This is a genomic window from Aquirufa lenticrescens (assembly GCF_019916085.1).
In the GTDB taxonomy this organism is placed as follows: Bacteria; Bacteroidota; Bacteroidia; order Cytophagales; family Spirosomataceae; genus Aquirufa; species Aquirufa lenticrescens.
Genome location: NZ_CP049834.1, coordinates 2,073,406 through 2,096,900, shown reverse-complemented (window position 1 = coordinate 2,096,900; position 23,495 = coordinate 2,073,406). Strand labels below are relative to the sequence as shown.

The window sequence follows — 23,495 nt, the reverse complement described above, 5'->3', positions numbered from 1 at the left end:
TTTAGAGGTTAAACAAATAAGGCCAGAAGTTTCTTCTGACCTTATTTTTATTTTATACCTACCTGAAAATGAGGACCTAATTAACGGTCCCTCCATTCCAAATTTGCTTGTTCGGTTGCACTAATGCTAGACTACCGTCTGCATCTTCTGCCATCAAAATCATCCCCTCACTCTCAATTCCCATCATTTTGCGCGGAGCAAGATTCGCTAAGAAGGTCACCTGCTTACCTATAAGATCTTCAGGCGCAAAATGTTCTGCAATACCAGATAAGATCGTTCTTGTCACAAAACCATCATTCACCTGAAGCTTTAACAGCTTCTTACTCTTCTCCATCTTCTCTGCCGCAACAATTTCACCGATGCGTATATCCATTTTGGCAAAATCATCAAAGGCTACCGTCTCTTTTAATGCTGGCACCGTTTTAGTTGCTAATTCCATATGCGCTTTTGTTTGAACTAATTTATCTACCTGCTTTTGAACTGCTTCATCTTCTATTTTCTCGAATAACAAGCCGGGATTTTGCAAGGCTGTTCCTGCAGCAATCACCTCAAAATCACCAATGCTTGACCATTCAAAACTCTCCATACCTAGCGCAGTACGTAATTTCTGAGTACTAAAAGGGATAAATGGCTCTAAGGCTATACTTACCTGAGCCACTAATTGCACCGCATAATTCAATACAGTTCCAGCCTTCCCTGGATCCTCTTTCATGATTTTCCAAGGCTCCGCTTCCGCTAAATATTTGTTCCCTAAACGGGCAATTTCCATCGCTAACACAAGTGCATCGCGGAATTTATAATTTTCTAAAGCTACCGCAAGTTTAGCTGGAATTTCAGCCACTGCCGCCATTAAATCAGCTTCTAATCCTGTACCTTCGCCTTTAGGAGGCACCACAGAACCGAAATTTTTATCAATTAATACAAAAGCACGGTTCACGAAATTGCCTAAAATGGCGACTAATTCGGAGTTATTTTTGGTCTGAAAATCAGCCCACGTAAAATCGGCATCCTTCGTTTCTGGGCTGGAAGCCGTCAAAGCATACCGCAAGACGTCCTGCTTACCCGGGAAATCCACTAAATATTCATGCAACCAAACCGCCCAGTTACGCGAGGTAGAAATCTTATCCCCTTCTAGGTTCATAAATTCATTTGCTGGCACTTGATCGGCCAATTGGTAGCCTCCGTGAGCCATACACATCGCCGGGAAGATCAAACAATGGAATACGATATTGTCTTTCCCAATGAAATGCACGATGCGACTATCCTTCGCCTTCCAATATGTCTCCCATTTTGGCGTTAGTTGCTTCGTCATCGATATATATCCGATGGGAGCATCAAACCACACATAAAGCACTTTGCCTTCCGTATCTGGCAAAGGAATAGGCACACCCCAATTCAAATCACGCGTCATCGCACGTGGCTTCAAGCCTTCCTGCAACCAGGATTTAACCTGACCCGTCACATTCGACTTCCATTCTGGGTGTGAGTTAATGTATTTTTCTAATTCTGGCTGCCATTGATCCAAGGGCAAGAACCAGTTTTTAGTCGGCTTCAATACTGGTTTAGAACCACTTAAAGCCGATTTAGGATTCAATAATTCCGTAGGAGAAAGCGTTGTTCCACACTTTTCACATTGATCGCCATAGGCTCCAGGCTGCTTACACGAAGGACAATCGCCCGTAATGTAGCGATCTGCTAAGAATTGCTTCGCTTCTTCATCATAGAATTGCTCCGTTACTTCTTCGATAAATTTCCCTTCGTTGTATAGTTTCAAAAAGAACTCTTGGGAAACCTCATGATGGACTGGATCAGAAGTTCTTCCATATATATCAAAGGAAATGCCAAATTGCTCGAACGAATCCTTGATTTCTGTGTAATAATAATCAACTACTTGCTGAGGTGTTTTACCCTCTTTTTGCGCCTTAATTGTAATTGGAACACCATGTTCATCCGTTCCTGAAACGAAAATCACATCCTTTTTCTGCAAACGCAAATACCGCACATAGATATCTGCAGGCAAATAACATCCGGCCAAGTGACCAATGTGAATAGGTCCATTCGCATAAATTAACGCCGCAGTAACGGTAGTCCGTGAAAAGTCTGACATAAAATTGGGTAAAATGAAAGCACAAAAATAGGCAAAAACATTCATTGAAATAATCGATTCACCTATTGCGCATCAAAAAAATATGATTATCTTTGCACACAATTTAAAAAAACAGACAAAAGAAAATGTTAATTATTTCGATAAAAGAGAACGAATCAATTGATAAGGCTTTAAAGCGCTTCAAGAAGAAATTTGAAAAAACAGGTGTAGTAAAAGAACTACGTAGAAGATCTGCTTTCGAAAAACCTTCTGTAGGTCGTCGTAAAGAAATGATTCGTGCTGCTTACAAGCAAATCACTTACGGAAATATTAATAACTAATTTCCTATACATTCTTTAAAGGAATTGACTAATTTCGATGATGAATCGTGAATTAGTCAATTTTTTTTTGGACCACCTGTCCATCGAAAGGCGCCTCAGTTCGCACACGATTACCTCCTACTCTACTGACTTAGAACAGTTTACCGCTTTCATTGCACCTGCAGATTTATCTCAAGTTCAAGCGTTAACCATTCGAAAATGGCTCATCAGTTTATCCGATGATTCCATCCAAAACCGCAGCATTAACCGCAAACTGGCCACATTGCGTACCTTCTATAAGTATCTTTTAAGAACAGGGAAAATCGAAGAAAATCCAATGACCTCTATCAGGATGGTCAAAACCACGAAGAAAATCCCCCAATTTGTCCGGGAATCGGAGATGGAAAACCTGGTAGATAACAGAAAGATTGCCACGAATTTCAGCGAAGCGAGAGACGAACTTATCTTGTTTTTACTTTACGGAACAGGCATTCGTCTTGCTGAATTGATTTCACTGCAAAACAATCAAGTCAATCTGGCGGCTAAAACAATCCGAGTAATCGGAAAGCGAAATAAGGAACGGATGATTCCTATTCCTGGCTTACTCGTTGACTTAATAGCAACCTATCGCAGCTTTTGCACAGTAGAACACACTCATTTACTACTCACAGATAAAGGCGAACCCTTGTACCCCATGTTTGTACAACGTTTAGTCAAGAAAAATCTAGGGGAATATAGCCAACTAGAGAAGCTTTCTCCACACGTATTGCGTCACACCTATGCGACACACCTATTGAATAAAGGCTCTGATTTAAATGCCATCAAGGAATTGCTTGGGCATGCTAATTTAGCTGCCACGCAGGTATATACGCATAATTCGATGGAAAAAATGAAGGCCATCTACTTACAAGCGCATCCGAAAGCCTAATCGGCTAAAACAACAGGACCTTTTTGGTTGATTTGGGAGACATATTGCTCTGATCCAATACCCAAGGCGGCAAATTCTGCGGCCATCGCTTTCGCTACTTTTTGAGCTGTTTCTTCGCCTTTCGATAAGGCAAATAAAGAAGGGCCGGAACCTGATATAGAACAGCCTAATGCGCCATTTGCAATCGCAGCAGCCTTTACTTCCGCAAAACCAGGAATCAGGATTGCGCGAGATGGTTCGATGATCACATCGACTAAAGAACGGCCAATTAACTCATAATCAGGCAATAAAAGGCCTGCGACAAGTCCTGCTACGTTCCCCATTTGAGTGATGGTGGTGGATAAAGAGATTTCCTTATCTAAAATTCCACGCGCATCTTTCGTATTTACTTCTATTTGAGGGTGGACAATACTTGCATATAAATCCGATGGTACGGGCACTTGAATGATATCTAAGGGATCGTAGGAACGAATGACGATAAAGCCTCCTAGAAGCGAAGGACCCACGTTGTCTGCGTGCGCAGAGCCGCAGGCGACGCGCTCGCCTTCCATTGCGAAGGGCAAGAGGTCTTTTTGAGATAATGGGCGACCCATCAGTTCATTCGCCGCAAAAACGCCTGCCACCGCAGAAGCCGCGGAAGATCCTAATCCGGAACCTAAAGGCATATCTTTGTGCAAGGATAATTCGAAACCTTGGTCTTCACGACCGATGTGTACTAAGTATTTTTGGATGGCAATACCAGCCGTATTTTTTTCTACCGCTTTGGGTAAACGGCCATCATCACCTGTAATTTCTTTAATGACGATACCCGGAGTCGATTTCTTTTCTAAAACGACCTCATCTCCTGGATGATTCACGGCAAAACCGAAGATATCAAATCCACAAGCCACATTCGCTACTGTTGCAGGAGCATAAACACGTATCTTTTCCATATTATGCGAGATGACTACCTATAGAAACAATATCTGCAAAAACACCAGAGGCTGTCACTTCTGCACCCGCTCCCGGTCCTTTAATCACTAATGGGCGATCATGGTAACGCTTAGTTGTGAAAGCTATCACATTATCCGCACCATCCATTTGATAGAAAGGATGATCATGCCCTACTGAACGCAAACCAATCGTGATTTTTTGATCCTCTAAACAAGCAATATAGCGTAAGACTTCGCCTTTCGCTGCGGCCTCATTGACTAATTTCTCAAAGAAATCATTGGCTTTATCGATTTCCTCAAAGAACGCCTCTACTGTGGGAGCCGCTTCACAAGCTGGAGGAATGATTTTTTCAATCGTAATGTCAGAGAATTCTAATTTCAATCCGATCTCGCGACTTAGGATTAAAATTTTACGAGCCACATCCATTCCGCTTAAATCTTCCCGCGGATCCGGTTCAGTATACCCTTTTTGCTTAGCGGTACGTAACACTTCTCCGAAAGACTTTCCTGGTTTAAATTGATTAAATAAGAATGATAAGGTTCCCGAAAGAATCCCTTCAATTTTCTCAAAGCGATCCCCAGAAGCAATTAAACCTTGCAAGGTATTAATCACCGGCAAACCTGCCCCTACATTCGTCTCATACAAGAACTTAACTCCCTTAGCCAAAGCAGTTTGATGCAATTGCGCATACAAATCATAAGGCCCAGAATTCGCCACCTTATTAGGCGTTACAACCGAAATATTGGACTGGAATAAGCCTAAGTAATTCGTATAAATCTCTTTATTCGCTGTACAATCGGCAAAAATAGAATTAGGCAAGTTTAAGGCCTTGATTTTCGCTACAAATCCAACTATATCAGCCGGCTCTCCTGCACTATCCAGTAAACGTAAGGCCTGATCAAGCTCAATTCCTTCTTCTTGAATTAACTGCTTACGACTGTTCGCTATTCCCGTTAATCGGATTTTAATGCCTTTGTATTTGGCCAAATAATTTTCCTGACCAATAATTTGTGCTAATAAAGTCTTTCCAATCAATCCAGCACCTACTAAATAGAGATGCAATGTTTTAATCTGAGAAAAGAAGAACGTCTCGTGAATCACATTCAATGCCTTAGAAAGGTCCTTATTTTCAATCACTACCGAAATATTCAACTCAGAAGATCCCTGCGCCGTAGCCACAATATTGATCCCGTTTTTTCCCAAAGAAGAGAACAATTTACCACTCACACCGGTATGCTTACGCATCCCCTCACCTACCACAGCAATCACAGAAAGCTCTTTTTGAATATCTACTCCCTCAATATCACCCGTCGCGATCTCAGCTGCAAATTCCTTTTCTACTATTTTTCGCACCTTATCCGCCACTGAAGGATCAATGGCAAAACAAATACTATGCTCAGAAGAGGCTTGCGAAATCAAGACAACTGATATTTTTTCGCGAGCTAGAACTGTAAAAAGTTTAGCAGAAACCCCAGCTACACCGATCATCCCAGAACCTTGCAGATTAACTAAAGCAAGCTGGTCAATCGACGAAATACCTGTAATAATGTAAGGACTCCCCGTAGGCTCCTTACTAACCACAGTGCCTTCAAAAGATAGGTTAAAAGTATTAAGAACCCTAATCGGGATGTTTTTAGCAAATGCAGGCTGTAAAGAAGGAGGATAAATTACTTTAGCGCCAAAATGTGTCAATTCCATCGCTTCCGCATACGAAATCGAAGGAATGGTAAAGGCTGATTTCACCTTACGCGGATCGGCAGTCATCATCCCATCCACATCCGTCCAAATCTCAATCTCTTTTACCCCTAAAGCTGCTCCAATCACCGAAGCGGTATAATCAGATCCACCGCGACCTAAAGTAGTAGTCTCCCCTTTTGCATTAGACGCAATAAAACCTGTCACTAAACCTATTTTACCCTTATTTGCTTCGAAATAACTAGAAATCAATGGGTTCGTTACCTCAAAATCTACTTCGGAGTGACTGAAAGCGCTATTGGTTTTAATGATCTCCCGCGCATCCACGTAGAAAACCGGAAGTCCTTTTTGTTGTAGGATGGCAAAGATTAAATACGTCGATAAACGCTCGCCAAAACTAACTAATGCATCTGACGTCTTAGGCGAAATCTCCTTAATCAAGTTAATCCCCTTCAACACATCGCGTAATTCATTCACTAAAGTACGCACATGTGCAATCACTTGACTTTGTCCAGTTACCGGGATAAAGTGCTTAATTACCTCAAAATGACGTGTTTCAATCGTCTCAATCAGGGTATTTACCGTGCTTTTCGGCTGAGCCGCTAGGGTGCCCGCTTCTAACAAATGATTGGTCACACCGCTCATCGCAGAAAAGACAACAGCAAAATGGGAGGAGGATTTCCCGTTTGACTCGATGATCGCCAAAACGGATTGAATGCTTTCGATGCTACCACAACTGGTCCCACCGAATTTTAGGATTTTTTCCATTAATTAAGAAAACAAAATGATTCTCAACTCTACAAACAGCTGAGATATAGGACAAATATACGATTTTAGGCCGTATTTTGCCCAAGAATCCGGTGTCCTTTTCGTTTTCTTTTAGTCAAATTCCGATAATTATCACTTAATACAGAAATATTACCATCTACTTCAAAGATAGCTAGGTTCACATCACTTATCTCTTCCACTCCATGTTCCCTTACTACTGCCTTTAATTGCTCTAAAGAAATGGATGCTTCTTTCAATGCATTTGGGCGAATTTTCCCGTCATAAATCAACATGACAGGCTCCCCGTCTATGACTTTACTCATCGATTCACTCCCTAATGATATACGCTTAAATGCATAATTCATCGCAAATAAAGCCAAAGCAGCCACAAAACCTCCAGATAAACTCGTATCATCACCTACCATCGCCGTCTGCACGGAATTCGAGATTAATAAGATGAAAACCACATCCACCACCGATAATTGCGCAAACTCTTTCTTCCCGAAAACACGAATAGCCGCTACGATGAACACGTAAACGGCTATTGATTTGAGGGCGATGATTACATAGCCTTCCATAATTTCTATTTTTTCTTTTCCGCAGCCATTACCATCGATAACTTCAATTTAGCTGCCAAGTCATAGATATTGGTTAATTCTTGAACTGTTTGATTGCGATCCATTCGAACCACTAAAGTCACCGCCTTTTTAGTGGTCACTTCATTCGTCAATTCCGTCTCTAAATTCGCTACATCCACTAAACGATCATCTATGTAATAATTCAATTTTTCGTCCACTGTTAAACGAATCACTTCGTTCGCAGGCGTAGGCATTGGCTTTGCTGTTTCTGGTAAAAGCAATTTGATTGCATCCGGGGATGCTAGCGTCGAAATCATTAAAAAGAACATCAATAAAAAGAAAAGGATATCCGCTAGGGCTCCTGTTTCTACTTCCGATGCTTCTCTGGCTCTTTTTCTGAAGTTCATCGAATTAGGCTTTAGACGCTGGTTTGTGAAGAATATCTAAGAAATCGATCGCCGTAATTTCCATTTTATTAATCGTACGGTCAATCATCGTCGTTAACAAGGTATAAAGTACATAGGCAATAATACCCACGATTAAACCTGATGCAGAAGTCACCATTTTCTCATAAATACCACCAGCAATCGTTGAGATATCAATTTTATTAGAGATCGAGATATTGTGGAAGGTACGAATCATACCCGTTACTGTTCCTAAGAATCCAAACATCGGGGCAATACGCGCAATCGCACTTAAAATTCCTAAATTCTTCTCCATATTGTAGATTTCTACTTTGGCCTTATTCTCAATCGCCGCTTCTATATCACGGATAGGAGAACCTAAACGAGATAAGCCTTTTTCCAAAAGCTTCGCAATCGGATAAGAGGTCGCTTTGCAAAAATTAATCGCACCTTGCACATTCCCAGCCTGCAACATATCGTTGATGGTGTGCAAGAAATTCTCATCCAATTTTGCCGTCTTGCGGATATATAAATAGCGCTCAATGAACAAAAAAACGGCCGCAGCAAACAAGAAACCGATCGGATACATCACATATCCCCCTTTTCCTAATAAGTCTAACACAGAGAATTCTTCTACGACTACTTTAGTCACCTCTTGAACTGGACCAGAAGCATTAACAATAGAATCTGCCACGGCAGAAGAAAGTGAATCGACGGTTACACCCGCCTGAAGTAAAATAGTTGCTAGCGATAAAGCCATAGGATGAATTGATTAATCTTATTTACTACAAGTTTACAATTTTTTTTTCAAATTCTAAGGCTGACTTATGGAAGATTGAAGTTCCGTAAACCAAAATCCTTCCTTCAAACTATACGACGAAAACCAAAGCTCATTTAGAGCTAATTCCCGTAACACTTTCTCTACTAAAAAAGTCGCATAGGGAAATATACTTGCCCTGAAAGCTTTCATACCAGGATAGCCCACCCGATCTTCATAACGCAAGGCATCTAAATTTGTCTTGTGCTGCAAAAAAGCAGGAACATCTAATTCACAAGAAGCAGGAGTTCCCCCCCCTCTATTCTCAATATCTAATATCGTTTCAAAGGCCCCAGCGGCTCCTATTAAAACAGTCGGTTTAGCCTCACGACAAGCCTCCAACAGCGGTATCATTTCCTTCGAAACATACGCATCTAAATCAGGTACAACAGATAAATTAAACTCATTATCCACTGAAAATAGCGATTTCAACCGCAATCCTCCTATTTCCAAACTCACTCGATATAATACCTGTTCACCTCTAAACAAGATAAACTCCACACTTCCTCCGCCTATATCCATCACCAAACTCGTTTTCTCCCAACGTTGAGGCAAAGAATTTCGTATACCAGCATAAATAAATTCTGCTTCTTGGATTCCGTCAATGATACGTATGCGTATCCCTAATTCACTAAAGACACGCTCCTGAAATTCTATTGAATTGGAGGCACGGCGAAGAATGCTCGTTCCGATGGCATAAAAATGGCTCATATCCCCACCTTTGGCCAGAAAAACATGTTTAAACTCTGTCAAACAAGCAATAGCCCGATCCATCGCATCTTGTTGTAAAATCACCTCCTCCATCGCGCCCATTCCTAAACCGACCGGTCGCTGCAAATGCTCCTCCACCCGAAATTCAGATAAAGGTGAAATCAATAATTGAAAGGTATTCGTACCGAGGTCCGCAATGGCGCAGATTTTTGACATTATCAGATGTTTGGAACAAAATTAAGCCGAAAAGGCGTTCAAGAATAAATAATATTCTTTATTTTAGTAAAAATGTATCCTGAAAAATGCTAGATCCCGAATTCGACGAAAATAAAGAAGACATTCAGTCTTCCGTTCAACGGTACGAGAATATGTTGAATCAGCAAGAAAACGCGTTTTTCGATGCAGAGACTTTAGAACAAATCGCAGAACATTACTTTGTTCAATCGCGTTTTGATCAAGCTTTAGAGGCCGTTAATTTAGGCCTGAGTCATTTCAGTTATTCGCTAGAATTAATTACCCTGAAAGCGCAAATTTTAGGCGAAATGCAAAAGCCAGAAGAGGCGATGGAATTAATTGAAAATGCCATCCTACTTTTCCCGAACGATATCGAATTAACCCTCGTTAAAGGCTATTTATTAAGCCAAATGGGGCAACATGAAGAATCTATTCAACTGTTTTTAGCTTCATTAGACCGAACAGAAGAAAAAGACGAAGTCTATTTCCGTATCGGCTTGAGCTACCAAGCCTGGGGAAAACCCCGCGAGGCGGTAGATATGCTAAAGAAGTGCTTAGAGCTTAATTCTGAGAATGAAAATGCCCTAGTGGAACTCGCAAATTGCTTAGATGAAATAGGCAAAATTGAGGAAAGCATCCCCTATTATAAGCAGTTCATTGATGCTGACCCCTTTTCTTTCACAGCCTGGTACAATTTAGGTATCGCCTATTCGAAGCTAAAGCAATTTGAAAAGGCCATCGATGCCTATGAATATTCGCTTGCCATTGAACCTACCTTTGGGTCTTCCCTATTTAATTTAGGGAATACCTATATGAACATTCAGGAGTATGCGAAGGCCGAGGAATCGTATCAACTTTGCTTAAAATACGATGATCCTAACCCGGAATTATATTGCTGCTTAGGGGCTAGCATTGAACGTCAGCGTCGTTTTGATGAAGCACTAACGCATTATAAGGAGGCGATTAAGGTAGATCCTCTTTGGGATGAAGGCTATTATGGTTTAGCCGTTTGCTTGACTGAACTGGACAAGTGGTTTGAAGCCTTACATTTCTTGAAGAAAGCATTGAAATTAAACGACACTAATCCCTTGTACTGGACGGGTTTAGCGGATGTGGAAGCCTATTTAGGCAATCCCGTTTCTTCTGATGAGGCCTATGCCAAATCCGTTGATCTAGACTCTTTCTTCGCTCCTACTTGGGTCAAATGGGCGCAATTACATTACGACTTAAATGACTTCGAAAAGTGCGCAGAGATTATGCTTTCTGCCATCGATGAACTTCCAGAGGAAGCTGACCTATATTACCGCGCAGCTATCTTTTTAATTAAAGCAGGGCAATTTAAAGAGGCCTTTCATTTCTTGGAGTCTGGTCTTTTATTGGACTATGATAAGCACGAAATAATTTTTGAATATTTTCCAAACATGGAAACACAAAAGGCGATTTATAAGTTAATTCAACAGTATAAGAAATAATTCTTGCCGTTCATCATTTTATCAGTATCACTCAGTCAATTAATTTTTAATTTTCGATTCTCAAAACAAAATACCCTATGAAGAAAATTATTCTATCGGGTTTACTGCTTTGTCTTTTGCAACCTGCAATGGCTCAGCCTAAACCCACTCCAACCACACAAAAGGCATCCGCTAGCCTTCCAATACCCGAAAAGGTAACGGAAGCAGAAGGAATTACGGAATACAAATTAGCCAATGGCTTAAAAGTATTATTATTTCCAGACCCATCGAAGCAAACAATTACCGTTAACATCACCTATTTAGTAGGTTCTCGTCACGAGGGCTATGGTGAAACAGGTATGTCCCACTTGTTAGAACACATGGTGTTTAAGGGGACAAAAGAAAAACACAAAGAAGTAGCGAAAGAGATCTCTGATCATGGCGCTCAATTCAACGGAACCACTTGGTTAGACCGCACGAACTACTTCGAAACATTCGCTTCAACAGATGAAAATCTAGATTGGGCTTTAGATATGGAGGCTGATCGTATGATCAACTCACGTATTGCGAAGAGCGAATTAGAAACCGAAATGACAGTTGTTCGTAACGAATTCGAACGTGGCGAAAATGATCCAGGTAGTGTCTTAATGGAGCGTATCGTTTCTACGGCTTTCTTATGGCATAACTATGGTAACTCCACTATCGGTGCTCGTTCTGACATCGAAAAAGTGCCTATTGAAAACTTGCAAGCTTATTACCGTAAATACTACCAGCCAGATAACGCGGTTTTATTAGTGGCAGGTAAGTTTGACCCAATTAAAACATTAAAGTTAGTCAACGAGAAATTTGGTATTATCCCTCGTCCTGAGCGTGTTTTAACGCCTACGTTTACGGCTGAACCTACGCAAGATGGAGAAAGAGAAGTGTCTCTTCGCCGCGTCGGTGATGTTCAAGTAGTGGGTATGGCCTACCACATTCCATCCGGTTTACACCCAGACTATGTTGCGGTAGACGTAATGACTGACTTACTAACCGATGCTCCTTCAGGACGCTTGTACAAGGCATTAATTGATACCAAGAAAGCAAGCAGCCAGTTCGGAATGACTTTCCAATTAAAAGAACCTGGATTAGTTTATTTTGGTGCTGAGGTTTTAAAAGAAAAATCAGTGGATTCTGTTCGTAAGATCATGATCGAAACGATTGAGAATTTTGCTAAAACTCCTCCAACAAAAGAAGAGGTTGACCGTATTAAGACCAAAGGCATTAAGAACATCGAATTGTTATTAAACAATGCACAACGTGTAGGTGTAGGTCTTTCTGAATACATCGCTCAAGGTGATTGGCGTTTATTGTTCCACACACGTAACCAATTAGAGAAAATCACCCCTGCTGATATTCAACGTGTGGCATCGGCTTACTTTAAATCTTCCAATAGAACGACTGGTACCTTCTACCCTACAGAGAAACCGGAGCGTGCGGAGATTCCAGAAGCAAAAGATGTAGCAACTGTATTAAAGGACTTCAAGCCTAAGGCTGCAGTTAGCCAAGGCGAAGCTTTTGATCCTTCTCCAGCAAACATTGACGCTCGCACGAAGAAAGAGAAAATCGGTGGTGTTCAAGTTGCGCTATTATCAAAGAAGACGAGAGGTAATTCAGTTTATGCTCGTATGACCTTGCGTTTTGGCGATGTAAAATCGTTAATGGGAACAGCTACGGCAGCGGATTTAGCAGCTGATATGTTAACTAAAGGAACTGCGAAACACACACGTCAACAATTCCAAGATGAATTAGACAAATTGAAAGCACGTGTAGGTATCTCAGGTGGAGCAACACAAGCGAACGTTTCCATTGAAACAACACGTGAAAATTTAATCCCAGCTATGAAATTAGTGGCTGAGGCATTAAAACAACCGGTATTCCCTGCTGCTGAATTTGAAAAATTGAAGCAAGAAAATTTAACAGCAATCGAAGGTCAAAAAAGTGAGCCACAAGCTAAAGGTTCTGAGGCATTAGGCCAATTAAGAGCTGGGCACTACGATAAAAAAGATGTTCGCTACCAGCCTACCATGGCAGAGCAAACGGCTAACTATGCCGCTGTAAAATTAGAGGAGTCAGTTAATTTCTACAAAAACTTCTACGGAGCTTCAGATGCAACCTTCTCAGCAGTAGGTGATTTTGATGAGAAAGAACTGAAAGATTTAATCGCAGCAGAATTTGGCAATTGGAAATCACCTAAGCCTTACAAACGCATTCCTGATGAGTTTAAAGAAACAGGTGGAAAAGCAATTTCAATTGAAACACCAGATAAGGCTAATGCCTTCTTCTTAGCCTACCAGCCATTGAAAATCTCAGATAGCGATCCAAACTATGCTGCATTAGAGTTATCAAACTATATGTTAGGTGGTGGCAGTGGCTTAAGCTCACGTTTAATGAACCGTATTCGCCAGAAAGATGGTTTATCTTATGGTGTAGGTTCACAGTTCGTGGCGAGTCCATTAGATCAAAGCGGAGCCTTTATTGGTTATGCCATCTACGCTCCAGAGAACTTAGCTAAGCTTGAGTCTGCTTTCAAAGAAGAAATCGAAAAAGTATTGAAAGAAGGTTTTACTCAAAAAGAAATCGATGAAGCGAAGAAATCTTGGTTACAATCACGCCAAGTAACTCGTTCTCAAGACAATGCTTTAGTAGGAAGCTTGAACAGCAACTTGTTCTTAGGCCGTAACATGAAATGGTCTGAAGAATTAGAAAACAAGATCAAGAGCTTAACTCCTGCGCAAATTCAAGAGGCTACTCAAAAATCAATCGACTTGTTGAAGATGTCCTTCATCAAAGCAGGTGATTATGAAGGTGCCGCTAAGAAAATGGCTGAGAAAGCAAAAAATAATACTTCAGAATCAGGAGCGATGGGCGGTGCGCCTAAGCAATAATCCTCACTGAAAGGACATAAAAAAAGGGAGCTCCTGATGGAAGCTCCCTTTTTTATTGTGTTAATATTAACAAAACTCTTCGAATACGCCTTCTAAGTGTCCAGCGATCATGTCTGCTGAACGTCCTTCAATATGATGGCGCTCTACGAAATGTACTAACTCACCATCTTTGAATAAAGCAATGGATGGAGATGATGGAGGGTAAGGTAAGGTATACTCACGTGCTTTTTGAACCGCTTCTGGATCAACACCAGCAAAAACGGTCACTAATTGATTAGGCTTCTTAGCTGATGAAGCTACCGCGTGTTTTACACCTGGACGAGCTGTAGAAGCTGAACATCCACAAACAGAGTTGAAAAATACCAAGGTAGTACCTGGCTTAGCCATTACATCTTCCACTTCTGAAGCTAACTTCAATTCTTGGAAACCTCCGGCAACGATATCCATCCGCATAGGATGTACTAAATGTTCTGGATACATATATTTTTATATTAGATTTTAAATTAAACGCAATTACATAAAACCAAGTTCCAATTTGGCCACTTCAGACATCATATCCTGCTCGTAAGGAGGATCAAATGTTAATTCTACGGAGACTTCCGCAATCCCTTCAATCTCCCTGACCGCTTTCTCAATATCCACTGGAATACTTTCCGCAGACGGACAAGAAGGCGAAGTGAGGGTCATCAAGATATACACGTTATTGACCGGGAAAATCTTAATTTCATAGATTAATCCGAGCTCGTACACATCAACTGGAATTTCTGGATCATAAACGGTTTTAATCGCCTTGACCACTTTTTCCTTTAATTCTACCTCATTCATTTGACTTGAATTTTCCATTCTAAATAATCGCTTAAGAGAAGGCCAGCGCATAATGTTGCATTTGTTTAACCATCGAAACTAATCCGTTTGATCTGGTTTGGGCCAAATGCTGGCTCATACCAATTTGCTCGATAAAGTATAAATCCGCGGCTAAAATCTCCGCTGGCGTGTGATTCGACAAAACCCGAATCAACATCGATATCATTCCTTTCACAATAATGGCCTCAGAATCCGCCTGAAAAACGACTAAATCACCTTGCTTTTCAGCATGTAACCAAACGCGGCTTTGGCAGCCCTTAATTACATTATCCTCCGTTTTAAAGGCATCTGACATAGGCGCTAACTTCTTACCTAGGTCAATTAAATATTCGTATTTATCCGCCCAATCTTCAAAAAGACCGAACTCTTCAATTAATTCTTCTTGTATTTCGTTAATCGACTTTCCCATTATCCTAACATCTGTAAGGTTTTCTCTAAACAAAGCACAAAACGATCGATCTCCTCGAACGTATTGTAGAAAGCAAAGGAGGCACGGCACGTACCCACTAACTCGTAGCGCTGCATCAATGGCTGCGCACAGTGATGTCCGGTACGAATCGCAATGCCAAATTTATCTAATAACACCCCAATATCTTGCGGGTGAACTCCGTCAATCACAAATGAAATAACGGCGATCTTTTCAGGAGCTGTACCCACGATACGTAGACCTGGAATCGATTTTAATTTCTGTGTTGCGTAGGCTAAAAGCGCCTCTTCTTGCGCTGCTAAAGCTTCCGAAGGGATAGCCTGAACATAATCCAAAGCTGCCCCAAAAGCAATCACATCCGCAATATTAGGCGTTCCTGCCTCAAATTTATAGGGTAATTCGTTGTAGGTCGTACCCGAAAAACTCACCTCTTTAATCATCTCCCCTCCTCCTTGGTAAGGTGGCATCGCTTCTAGTAAATCACGCTTCCCGTATAAAACTCCCACACCCGTAGGCCCAAAAAGTTTATGCGCCGAAAACACAAAGAAATCCATATCCAATGCTTGCACATCTACTGATAAATGCGCGACTGATTGTGCCCCATCAATTAATACTTTCGCGCCTACAGCATGCGCTAAAGAAATAATCTCAGCTATCGGGTTAATCGTCCCAATCGCGTTAGAAACGTGATTGACGGCGACTAACTTCACTTTTGAATTTAGTAAAGCTTTAAATGCTTCGATATCTAAAACACCGGCATCACTCACAGGAATCACCTTAATCTCTGCCCCTTTTTCCTCCGCAATCATCTGCCAAGGCACGATGTTCGAGTGGTGCTCTAGGTTAGAAACAATGATTTGATCTCCTTTTCCGACGTTAGCACGTCCAAAAGTTTGGGCAACTAAATTAATCCCTGCAGTCGTACCCGAAGTGAAAATAATCTGGTCAGTAGAGGGAGCATTTAAAAAGGCCGCTAACTTTTTTCTTGTTAACTCATACGCCGTAGTCGCGCGTTCTGCCAAGGTGTGAATACCTCGGTGAATGTTCGCATTATCCTGCTCATAATAGGCTGAAAGCGCAGCAATGACAGCTTTGGGCTTTTGTGTAGTCGCCGCATTATCAAAATAAATCAAAGGAGCCTTGTTCACCTGCTGATGTAAAACAGGGAAATCTGCTCTAATTTGATCTATATTTAATTTCTCCGCCATGATTAAATCGCTAAGGAAGTCTGGATTTTTGAAATAATTTTATCTGTCAAACGTAACTTTGTCTCTTCGTGTGTTACGCGGTCGATTACTTCTTGAACAAAAGCGAGTAACAATAAAGTTCGCGCGTTTCCTAAAGAAATACCTCTTGAACGTAGATAGAATAATGCCTCTTCGTTCAATTGACCTGTTGTCGTTCCATGGGAACATTTCACATCATCCGCCCAAATCTCTAATTGAGGCTTCGTGTTCATTGTAGCCCGAGTGGAAGCTAGTACGTTTTTACAACTTTGGAAAGCATTGGTCTTCTGCGCGTCTGGACGTACAAAAATCTTACCATTAAACACGCCTGTGGAGTTTCCTAATAACACGCCTTTGTATAATTCGTGTGATTCTGAATTCGGTTTGCGGTGATCTACAACCGTGTGTGAATCCATCAATTGATCTTCACCTGGCACATAAAGACCATTCAAATTCGAAACCACATTTTCGCCATCGCTGTAGAAATGCAGGTTATTACGTAAATAAGCGGCATTCAGCGAGAAAGTAAATAAATCTACCTGACTATTCGAAAGCTGCGTGATGAACGTGTGATCGATGTGAGTGGTGTTTTGGGCTAAATCTTGCTCCTTCACATAGGTCAAATTCGCCTTCTCGTTCACATAAATTTCTTGAACAAAATTGGACAAAACCTCTGCTGAACCTTCTTTCGTAAATGCACGCTCAATTAAAGTTAAGGACGCATTCTCTTCCACATAAACAATCAATCGACTTTGAACCGCTGAAGCTTTCGCTGCAGATAGAATAAAATCATGTGTGATTGCCTGATCAACCGAAACACCTGCTTTTACCCACAAAACCTGTGTATTTACCACAAGCGCAGTGTTTAAATCGTATAAGGAGTTCTGATCTAAGATAGGTAATCGCTGCTCCCATTTAGCTGCAATCGCTGGATTAGCTGCCATAAAAGCATCGAATGAAATAAATTCTACTCCGGCTGGTAAAGCCCCCTTGAAGCTAGTGTTCCCGTTTTGGGTTAGTAAGTTGGCTGAGGAAATTTCATTTAAAGCAGCAGGACTCCAATCTAGGTCTTTATCATTCCACGATTTCAAGGATGCATACTTCCATTCTTCCCACTTATTAGTCGGAAATCCTTTGGCCTTAAAACGATCCAATGCCTCTTTCTGAGCCGATGAGGTTAATTCTGTATACAACATCTTATTCTCCTAAAGCTGAAATAATCCAATCATACCCACGCTCTTCTAATTCAAGCGCTAATTCTTTCCCTCCTGATTTTACAATCTTTCCTTTGTACAATACGTGAACAAAATCTGGAATAATGTAGTCCAAAAGTCGCTGGTAGTGAGTCACTACAATCGTCGCATTATCAGGGGATTTCAATTTATTTACTCCTTCCGCCACGATACGCAAGGCATCGATGTCTAAACCGGAGTCTGTTTCATCCAAAATAGCCAACTTAGGTTCTAATACCGCCATTTGGAAAATTTCATTTCTTTTCTTCTCTCCACCGGAGAAACCTTCGTTTAAGGCACGAGACAATAAACTTTGGTCAATATTCACATAGCTCATTTTCTCTTTGAACATTTTCAAAAATTGAACAGCGTCCAAAGGCTCCTCGCCACGGTATTTGCGAATTTCATTTACCGCTGACTTCATAAAGTTCGTAGTCGACACCCCTGGAATCTCCACAGGATATTGAAAAGCAAGGAATAAACCCTCTGCTGCGCGTTCTTCAGGAGCTAAATCCAACAAATCTTTTCCAAAAAAATCAACGGATCCTCCGGTAACTTCGTAGTCTTCACGTCCTGCTAAAACGGACGCTAAGGTTGATTTACCTGATCCATTGGGTCCCATTATGGCGTGAACCTCACCGGCTTTGATTTCTAAATTAATCCCCTTCAAGATTTCCTTCTCCCCTATTCTCGCTTGTAAATTCTTTATTGAAAGCATGGTATATGTTTTTAATCTGCAATTGAAACACAAAATTAAGACCAATGGTTTTGAAAAACTAGACTTTATTTAGATTCACTCTAAATAAAGGTTTTTTTTATCAAAAAAAGGGCTACTTTTGTATTAGATTTTCATCAAAATACGACCATCATGCTTACGATAACGGATTTAGCTGCCAATAGAATCAAAGAATTACGTTCTAAAGAAGGTTTAACGGAGGAATTCAACATCCGAGTAGCCGTAGAAGGTGGCGGCTGTTCAGGCCTTATGTATAATTTGGATTTTGCTGCTGAAGCTCAACCAAACGATATGATCTTCGAAGACAAAGGTGTGAAAGTAATGGTAGACAAAAAATCAATCCTTTACCTAGCAGGAACCGAGTTAGACTTCTCTGACGGACTAAATGGCAAAGGTTTCCAATTCAAAAACCCGAACGCCAGCCGTACATGCGGTTGTGGAGAAAGCTTCTCTATCTAATCGTTAATTGTTTACCATCTAGAATATAGGGTTTCATTAATTGATACACGTCAAAAATGGGCAATCCCATCACCGTGTAAAAAGAGCCCTGAATGGATTCAATTCCCACCATTCCTAAGAAATCTTGTACCCCATAGGAACCTGCTTTATCTAAGCATGATCCTTCGCGAACATAGAAATCAATTTCCCAGTCTTCAAAAACTCTAAACTTCACTAGTGCAGAGTCCGCTTTCGTAAATAAGCCCTGAGGAGTGTGCAAAGCAATACCCGTCACCACTTCGTGCGTTTTCCCAGATAATTGCTGCAACATTTGAATTGCCTCTGACTTATCCTGTGGCTTATTTAATATATCATCCCCTAAAATAACCACCGTATCAGCGGCTAGAACTAAGGCATTAGGCGAAATTCGAGCTAATTCATTCGCTTTTCTTTCTGCCAAATGCACCGGCACCTCCTGAGGCTTCATATCCACAGAAAAGGATTCATCCACATCACTAGGTAATACAGAAAACTCAAATCCGGCGGAACGCAGAATCTCTTTTCGACGGGGAGAGTTAGAAGCAAGAATAAAGGGATATTGAAGGGATAAGGATGTCTGCATGTTCAAAAATAGCCCAAAAAATAAAAATATCAGGGTATTGGTTAAAATAAATTTATTTTCTTTTGTATTTAATGTAATTACATCTAATTTTACAACATCAAATTTTCAACATGGGTATCTCCGAAGATTTAAAACAGTCAAAATTTCCTTCTGAAGCAGCAAAAGCCGTTGTAAATGCGATCTATACGGGCAACTGGATCGTTCAGAAACAGCAGGAGTTATTGAAACCTTTTGGACTTACAGTACAACAATACAATGTATTACGTATCCTGAGAGGACAACAAGGGAACCCAATGACCGTTTTAGCCATCACAGAGCGTATGCTAGACAAAATGTCCAATGCCTCACGCCTAGTGGACAAACTAGTTGAAAAAAAATTAGTCCTACGTCGCGAATGCCCTCAAGACCGGAGAGCCGTAGACATTTTAATTCTACAAGCAGGTCTTGACTTAATATCTCAAGTAGACCAAGTTCAAAATGACTGGGGAAAACATTTCGACGCTTTAGGAGTTAAAAGGCTCGAAGAAATGAACCAAATTTTGGACGAATTTAGAACCGTATTTTCCCACAATTAAACAATAAATTATATGAAATCTGTAAAAGTAGTTATTGCAACTTTGGCTTTAGGCCTAATCACTTTCGCTGGTGTAGCTGCACCGAAAGTAGTTAACGTAAACAAGACAGCAAGCTCAATCGCTTGGTTAGCGAAAAAAGTAACAGGCGAGCACAATGGAACAGTAGGTATTTCTGCTGGCGCTCTAAACATTGATGGCAACAAGTTAATCGGTGGAAACTTCACAATTGATTTGAAAACTATCAAAGCATTAGATATCACGGATCCAGGTTACAACCAAAAATTCATCGGACACATCACTTCAGGTGATTTCTTCGAAATCGAAAAATTCCCAACAGCGTCTTTCGTTATCACTAAAGTAGCTGGCAACCAAGTAACCGGAAACTTGACAGTAAAAGGCATCACAAAATCAATCACTTTCCCAGCTGAAATCTCAGTGAAAGGTGGAAAATTGAGCGCAAAAGCAAACATCACGATCGATCGTACTGACTTCAATATCAAATACGGTTCAAAGAAATTCTTTGATTCGATTGGGGATAAGGCGATTTATGATGATTTCGCTCTTACTGTTAGTTTAGTAAGCGAATAAATTTAAATAGGGGGCTGTAAAATGGCTCAAATTTAAAGGGTAATCTCTAAAACTGCCTTACGACAATGTTTTATACGATTACCCTTTAAAATTTTCTCTAATACCCTTACTCTATCGCTCTCATTTAAGAAGCAATGGAGTAAAAGAAATTGAATTATTTAATTCGATAAAATTCAAGGCTTATTCGCAGAAAATATGTCGCAGACCATTTTCCAGAATAAGCCTTAACATTTATCATTCACAATTCACCATTCAACATTATGTCTTTAATCGACTCATTATCTTGGCGCTACGCTGCCAAAAGAATGACTGGAAACAAAGTTTCCACAGAAAAAATTGATTCTTTATTAGAAGCAATCCGCCTTTCAGCATCAGGTTTTGGTTTACAACCTTACAAAATTTTGGTTATTGAAAACCCTGAATTAAAAGCAAAAATTCAACCAATCGCTTATGGTCAACCACAAGCAGTAGAGTCATCTCATTTATTAGTATTTGCAGCCTGGAATGACATTACAGAAGCTCAAATTGATGCGTTCATCCAATTAGTGGCTGACACACGTGGTCTTTCGGTGGATATGCTAGGTGATTACCGTGGAGCAATCGCTGGTTCTCTATTAGGTCGTCCAGTAGAAGCAAAAAGAAACTGGGCAGATCGCCAAGCCTATTTAGCGATGGGTACAGCATTAGCAGCTGCAGGAGAATTACAAATTGACTCTACTCCCATGGAAGGTTTTATTCCAGCTCAATTAGATGAATTATTAGGTCTAGAAGCAATGGGATTACACTCCGTATTAATGCTTGCGGTAGGTGAGCGTGATGCTGCAAATGACTTTATGGCAACTGCGACTAAAGTTCGCTATGCAAAAGAAGATTTTGTGATCAACTTATAATTTACATCTGCCTAAGAATGTAAAAAGGCTCCGAATTCGGAGCCTTTTTTATTGAATATCAGCGAGAGATACGACGGGTTTTAAATCCAACTTCTTACCCTCCTCTAGGAGCAAATCCCAACCTGAGGCGAGTTCGTTTCGAATAGTACCTTCCAGAACCGCTTCGCGCATCGCAATTTTAATCAAACCAATTTCGCGTCCAGGACCAATATCAAAGACTTGCATAATGATCTCTCCAGAGAAAACAGGCTGAAAATTCCGAAGCGAATCGCTTTCCTCTACTTCTTTCAGTTTTTGCTCAACTATATCAAAATTACGGAGGTAACGTTTCACCTTATCGCCATTTTTCGACGTAATATCTGCACGGCACAAAGTCATTAATGCCTCTAACTCCTCTCCGGCCTCAAATAAAAGGCGTCTCAAGGCAGAAGCAGTAATTTCTTCTTTCGATAAAGCAATAGGACGCAGATGAAGACGAACTAGCTTTTGAACAAGTTTCATCTTCTCGTTCAAAGGCAGTTTCAAGCGCTTAAAGATGTTAGGTACTTGACGGGCACCCATCTCTTCGTGGCCATGAAATGTCCAGCCTTTGCCTTGGGCGAAACGTTTAGTTTGCGGTTTGGCAATATCGTGTAAAATCGCAGCCCAGCGCCACCAAAGGTCATCTGTATTCTCCGCAATATTATCTAGCACCTGTAAGGTGTGGTAAAAATTATCTTTGTGCCCCTTTCCATCTTCTGTGTCCACACCTTTCAGCTTCATAAACTCAGGAAAAATAATAGGGAGAATTTCGCATGCATCTAGCAAAAGGAAGCCGTAAGATGGCTTTTTGCAGAGAATCATCTTATTCAATTCATCTGAAATGCGCTCCATCGAGATGATCGCCAGGCGATCTTTCTCCGTTTTAAGTGCTTCGAAAGTTTCAGGTAATATATCAAATCCGAGTTGAGCGGCGAATCGAACCGCACGCATCATCCGAAGGGGATCGTCTGAAAAAGTAATTCCGGGAGCTAAAGGGGTGCGAATGATTTTGGCCTTTAAATCATCAAGACCGTTAAAAGGGTCTAATAAGTTACCCCAATTCGATTTATTCAATTGAACCGCCATCGCGTTGATGGTGAAATCACGGCGATTTTGGTCATCCTCTAAGGTCCCCTCTTCCACAACGGGCTTTCGGGAGTCACGGTTATAGGATTCTTTTCGTGCGCCTACGAACTCGAGATCCCAGTCATCGACTTTAATCATAGCCGTGCCAAAGTTCTTAAAAACGGACACCGCGTGTTCAGGTAAATCAAATTCCTTCGCTACTTCGAGTGCTAAATCGATACCAGAACCAATGCAAACCACATCAATATCCTTACAATCCCGACCTAAAATCGCATCTCGCACATAGCCTCCAATGACGTAACTATCCACTCCTAAACGATCAGCTGCTAAGCCAATCTTGGAGAATATGGGATCTGCTACAATCTCCTTCCCTTCTTTCATTTATCCTCTGATTAACTTATAGTCGCCGTGTAGGCCTAATTGCACAATTTTACTCGCCTTCTTCGCGGGCCCCTCTCCTGCTGGATTTTTCAACACATGAGCTACCCCAGCTATAATGGAAGGCGCAATTCCTGCCAAATTCAATGGAGAAGGTTCCCCAGAAAGGTTCGCGGAAGTAGAAACAATTCCCCGTTGGTAGCGGTAAATCAAACCTTTACAAAACTCATCTTTTACTAAGCGAATCGCAATACTACCATCTGGCCCTAATAAAGAGGGAGAGACATTTTTTCCTTTGGGATAAATAATAGTCAAAGGGTCCTCCGCAAATTCAACTAAATCCCAAGCAAGATCTGGCACCTGCTCCACGTATTCACTCAATTGTTCGATCTTAGATATTAAGACTATCAAACCTTTAGAAGCAGGCCTATTCTTTAGTTCCAAAATCTTCTCAATGGATTGCTCATTTCGGACATCACAGCCTAAACCCCAGATTGTGTCGCTAGGATACAACAGTACGCCTCCTGATTTTAAAGTTTGAATTGCCTCGTGGTACATAT

Annotated in this window: 24 protein-coding genes; 8 read left to right on the top strand and 16 right to left on the bottom strand. The window is 41.0% G+C overall.

Annotated elements, in window-relative coordinates; all coding sequences use genetic code 11:
- Positions 1–76: 76 nt before the first annotated feature.
- On the bottom strand, positions 77–2,107 hold the full coding sequence (gene metG / locus G9X62_RS09330; protein WP_223130451.1) for a methionine--tRNA ligase: 2,031 nt from the start codon (positions 2,105–2,107) through the stop codon (positions 77–79).
- Between the two features lie 125 nt (positions 2,108–2,232).
- Between metG and rpsU the strand changes: the two genes are divergently transcribed.
- Both rpsU and G9X62_RS09320 read left to right on the top strand, forming a co-directional pair.
- Positions 2,233–2,427, top strand: coding sequence for a 30S ribosomal protein S21 (rpsU, locus tag G9X62_RS09325; protein ID WP_130896373.1), 195 nt, complete (start codon positions 2,233–2,235; stop codon positions 2,425–2,427).
- A gap of 37 nt (positions 2,428–2,464) precedes the next feature.
- Complete coding sequence (locus G9X62_RS09320) at positions 2,465–3,334, top strand: tyrosine-type recombinase/integrase (RefSeq protein ID WP_315857613.1); 870 nt, start codon at positions 2,465–2,467, stop codon at positions 3,332–3,334.
- Here G9X62_RS09320 and G9X62_RS09315 read toward each other — a convergent pair.
- The 6 genes from G9X62_RS09315 to G9X62_RS09290 form a co-directional block, all read right to left on the bottom strand.
- A complete protein-coding gene (locus G9X62_RS09315; protein WP_223130450.1) occupies positions 3,331–4,266 on the bottom strand; it encodes a homoserine kinase in 936 nt (311 codons plus the stop codon). The two genes, G9X62_RS09320 and G9X62_RS09315, sit on opposite strands and share 4 nt — an antisense overlap.
- Before the next feature lies 1 nt (position 4,267).
- Positions 4,268–6,730 carry a bifunctional aspartate kinase/homoserine dehydrogenase I gene (gene thrA / locus G9X62_RS09310; RefSeq protein ID WP_223130449.1) on the bottom strand — a complete coding sequence of 821 codons (2,463 nt, stop codon included), beginning with the start codon at positions 6,728–6,730 and terminating at the stop codon, positions 4,268–4,270.
- 65 nt (positions 6,731–6,795) lie between these two features.
- Positions 6,796–7,308: a DUF421 domain-containing protein gene (locus tag G9X62_RS09305; RefSeq protein WP_223130448.1), complete on the bottom strand. Its 513-nt coding sequence runs from the start codon at positions 7,306–7,308 to the stop codon at positions 6,796–6,798.
- Positions 7,309–7,313: 5 nt separating this feature from the next.
- The gene (locus G9X62_RS09300; RefSeq protein ID WP_223130447.1) at positions 7,314–7,715 is read right to left on the bottom strand and encodes an ExbD/TolR family protein; all 402 of its coding nucleotides are present in this window, start codon (positions 7,713–7,715) and stop codon (positions 7,314–7,316) included.
- Positions 7,716–7,719: 4 nt separating this feature from the next.
- Positions 7,720–8,472, bottom strand: coding sequence for a MotA/TolQ/ExbB proton channel family protein (locus tag G9X62_RS09295; protein WP_223130446.1), 753 nt, complete (start codon positions 8,470–8,472; stop codon positions 7,720–7,722).
- Between the two features lie 54 nt (positions 8,473–8,526).
- A complete protein-coding gene (locus G9X62_RS09290) occupies positions 8,527–9,456 on the bottom strand; it encodes a Ppx/GppA phosphatase family protein (protein WP_223130445.1) in 930 nt (309 codons plus the stop codon).
- 86 nt (positions 9,457–9,542) lie between these two features.
- On the opposite strand from G9X62_RS09290, the gene G9X62_RS09285 reads away from it, so the two are divergent.
- Together G9X62_RS09285 and G9X62_RS09280 are read left to right on the top strand one after the other, a co-directional pair.
- Positions 9,543–10,946, top strand: coding sequence for a tetratricopeptide repeat protein (locus tag G9X62_RS09285; RefSeq protein WP_223130444.1), 1,404 nt, complete (start codon positions 9,543–9,545; stop codon positions 10,944–10,946).
- A 77-nt stretch (positions 10,947–11,023) separates the two neighbouring features.
- On the top strand, positions 11,024–13,852 hold the full coding sequence (locus G9X62_RS09280) for a M16 family metallopeptidase (RefSeq protein ID WP_223130443.1): 2,829 nt from the start codon (positions 11,024–11,026) through the stop codon (positions 13,850–13,852).
- A gap of 66 nt (positions 13,853–13,918) precedes the next feature.
- Here G9X62_RS09280 and G9X62_RS09275 read toward each other — a convergent pair whose 3' ends face one another.
- Genes G9X62_RS09275 through sufC form a run of 6 tightly spaced genes read right to left on the bottom strand, consistent with a single transcriptional unit; the run spans position 13,919 to position 18,319 of the window.
- Entirely contained in the window at positions 13,919–14,332 is a 414-nt protein-coding gene (locus G9X62_RS09275; protein ID WP_223130442.1) for a BrxA/BrxB family bacilliredoxin, read from the bottom strand.
- Positions 14,333–14,365: 33 nt separating this feature from the next.
- Positions 14,366–14,677, bottom strand: a complete 312-nt coding sequence (locus tag G9X62_RS09270) for an iron-sulfur cluster assembly protein (RefSeq protein ID WP_223131844.1) — start codon at positions 14,675–14,677, stop codon at positions 14,366–14,368.
- A 31-nt stretch (positions 14,678–14,708) separates the two neighbouring features.
- Positions 14,709–15,125, bottom strand: a complete 417-nt coding sequence (locus tag G9X62_RS09265) for a SufE family protein (RefSeq protein ID WP_223130441.1) — start codon at positions 15,123–15,125, stop codon at positions 14,709–14,711.
- Positions 15,125–16,351, bottom strand: coding sequence for a cysteine desulfurase (locus G9X62_RS09260; protein ID WP_223130440.1), 1,227 nt, complete (start codon positions 16,349–16,351; stop codon positions 15,125–15,127). Before G9X62_RS09260 ends, G9X62_RS09265 begins: the two co-directional genes overlap by 1 nt.
- A 2-nt stretch (positions 16,352–16,353) precedes the next feature.
- Positions 16,354–17,565 (bottom strand): Fe-S cluster assembly protein SufD, encoded by a 1,212-nt coding sequence (sufD, locus tag G9X62_RS09255; RefSeq protein ID WP_223130439.1) that lies wholly within the window; start codon positions 17,563–17,565, stop codon positions 16,354–16,356.
- A 1-nt stretch (position 17,566) separates the two neighbouring features.
- Entirely contained in the window at positions 17,567–18,319 is a 753-nt protein-coding gene (gene sufC / locus G9X62_RS09250; RefSeq protein ID WP_223130438.1) for a Fe-S cluster assembly ATPase SufC, read from the bottom strand.
- Positions 18,320–18,469: 150 nt separating this feature from the next.
- On the opposite strand from sufC, the gene G9X62_RS09245 reads away from it, so the two are divergent.
- Positions 18,470–18,796 (top strand): HesB/IscA family protein, encoded by a 327-nt coding sequence (locus G9X62_RS09245; RefSeq protein WP_130896345.1) that lies wholly within the window; start codon positions 18,470–18,472, stop codon positions 18,794–18,796.
- On the opposite strand, the gene G9X62_RS09240 is transcribed toward G9X62_RS09245, so the two are convergent.
- Positions 18,789–19,397, bottom strand: coding sequence for a Maf family protein (locus tag G9X62_RS09240; RefSeq protein ID WP_223130437.1), 609 nt, complete (start codon positions 19,395–19,397; stop codon positions 18,789–18,791). The two genes, G9X62_RS09245 and G9X62_RS09240, sit on opposite strands and share 8 nt — an antisense overlap.
- A 110-nt stretch (positions 19,398–19,507) precedes the next feature.
- On the opposite strand from G9X62_RS09240, the gene G9X62_RS09235 reads away from it, so the two are divergent.
- The 3 genes from G9X62_RS09235 to G9X62_RS09225 all read left to right on the top strand — a co-directional run bounded on the left by G9X62_RS09235 (position 19,508) and on the right by G9X62_RS09225 (position 21,450).
- A complete protein-coding gene (locus G9X62_RS09235; protein ID WP_223130436.1) occupies positions 19,508–19,972 on the top strand; it encodes a MarR family winged helix-turn-helix transcriptional regulator in 465 nt (154 codons plus the stop codon).
- A gap of 12 nt (positions 19,973–19,984) precedes the next feature.
- Positions 19,985–20,560 carry a YceI family protein gene (locus G9X62_RS09230; protein ID WP_223130435.1) on the top strand — a complete coding sequence of 192 codons (576 nt, stop codon included), beginning with the start codon at positions 19,985–19,987 and terminating at the stop codon, positions 20,558–20,560.
- A 260-nt stretch (positions 20,561–20,820) separates the two neighbouring features.
- Positions 20,821–21,450 carry an NAD(P)H-dependent oxidoreductase gene (locus G9X62_RS09225; protein ID WP_223130434.1) on the top strand — a complete coding sequence of 210 codons (630 nt, stop codon included), beginning with the start codon at positions 20,821–20,823 and terminating at the stop codon, positions 21,448–21,450.
- Between the two features lie 48 nt (positions 21,451–21,498).
- On the opposite strand, the gene G9X62_RS09220 is transcribed toward G9X62_RS09225, so the two are convergent.
- Together G9X62_RS09220 and G9X62_RS09215 are read right to left on the bottom strand one after the other, a co-directional pair.
- Positions 21,499–22,938: a CCA tRNA nucleotidyltransferase gene (locus G9X62_RS09220; RefSeq protein ID WP_223130433.1), complete on the bottom strand. Its 1,440-nt coding sequence runs from the start codon at positions 22,936–22,938 to the stop codon at positions 21,499–21,501.
- Positions 22,939–23,493, bottom strand: a complete 555-nt coding sequence (locus G9X62_RS09215) for an L-threonylcarbamoyladenylate synthase (protein WP_223130432.1) — start codon at positions 23,491–23,493, stop codon at positions 22,939–22,941.
- Positions 23,494–23,495 lie beyond the last annotated feature (2 nt).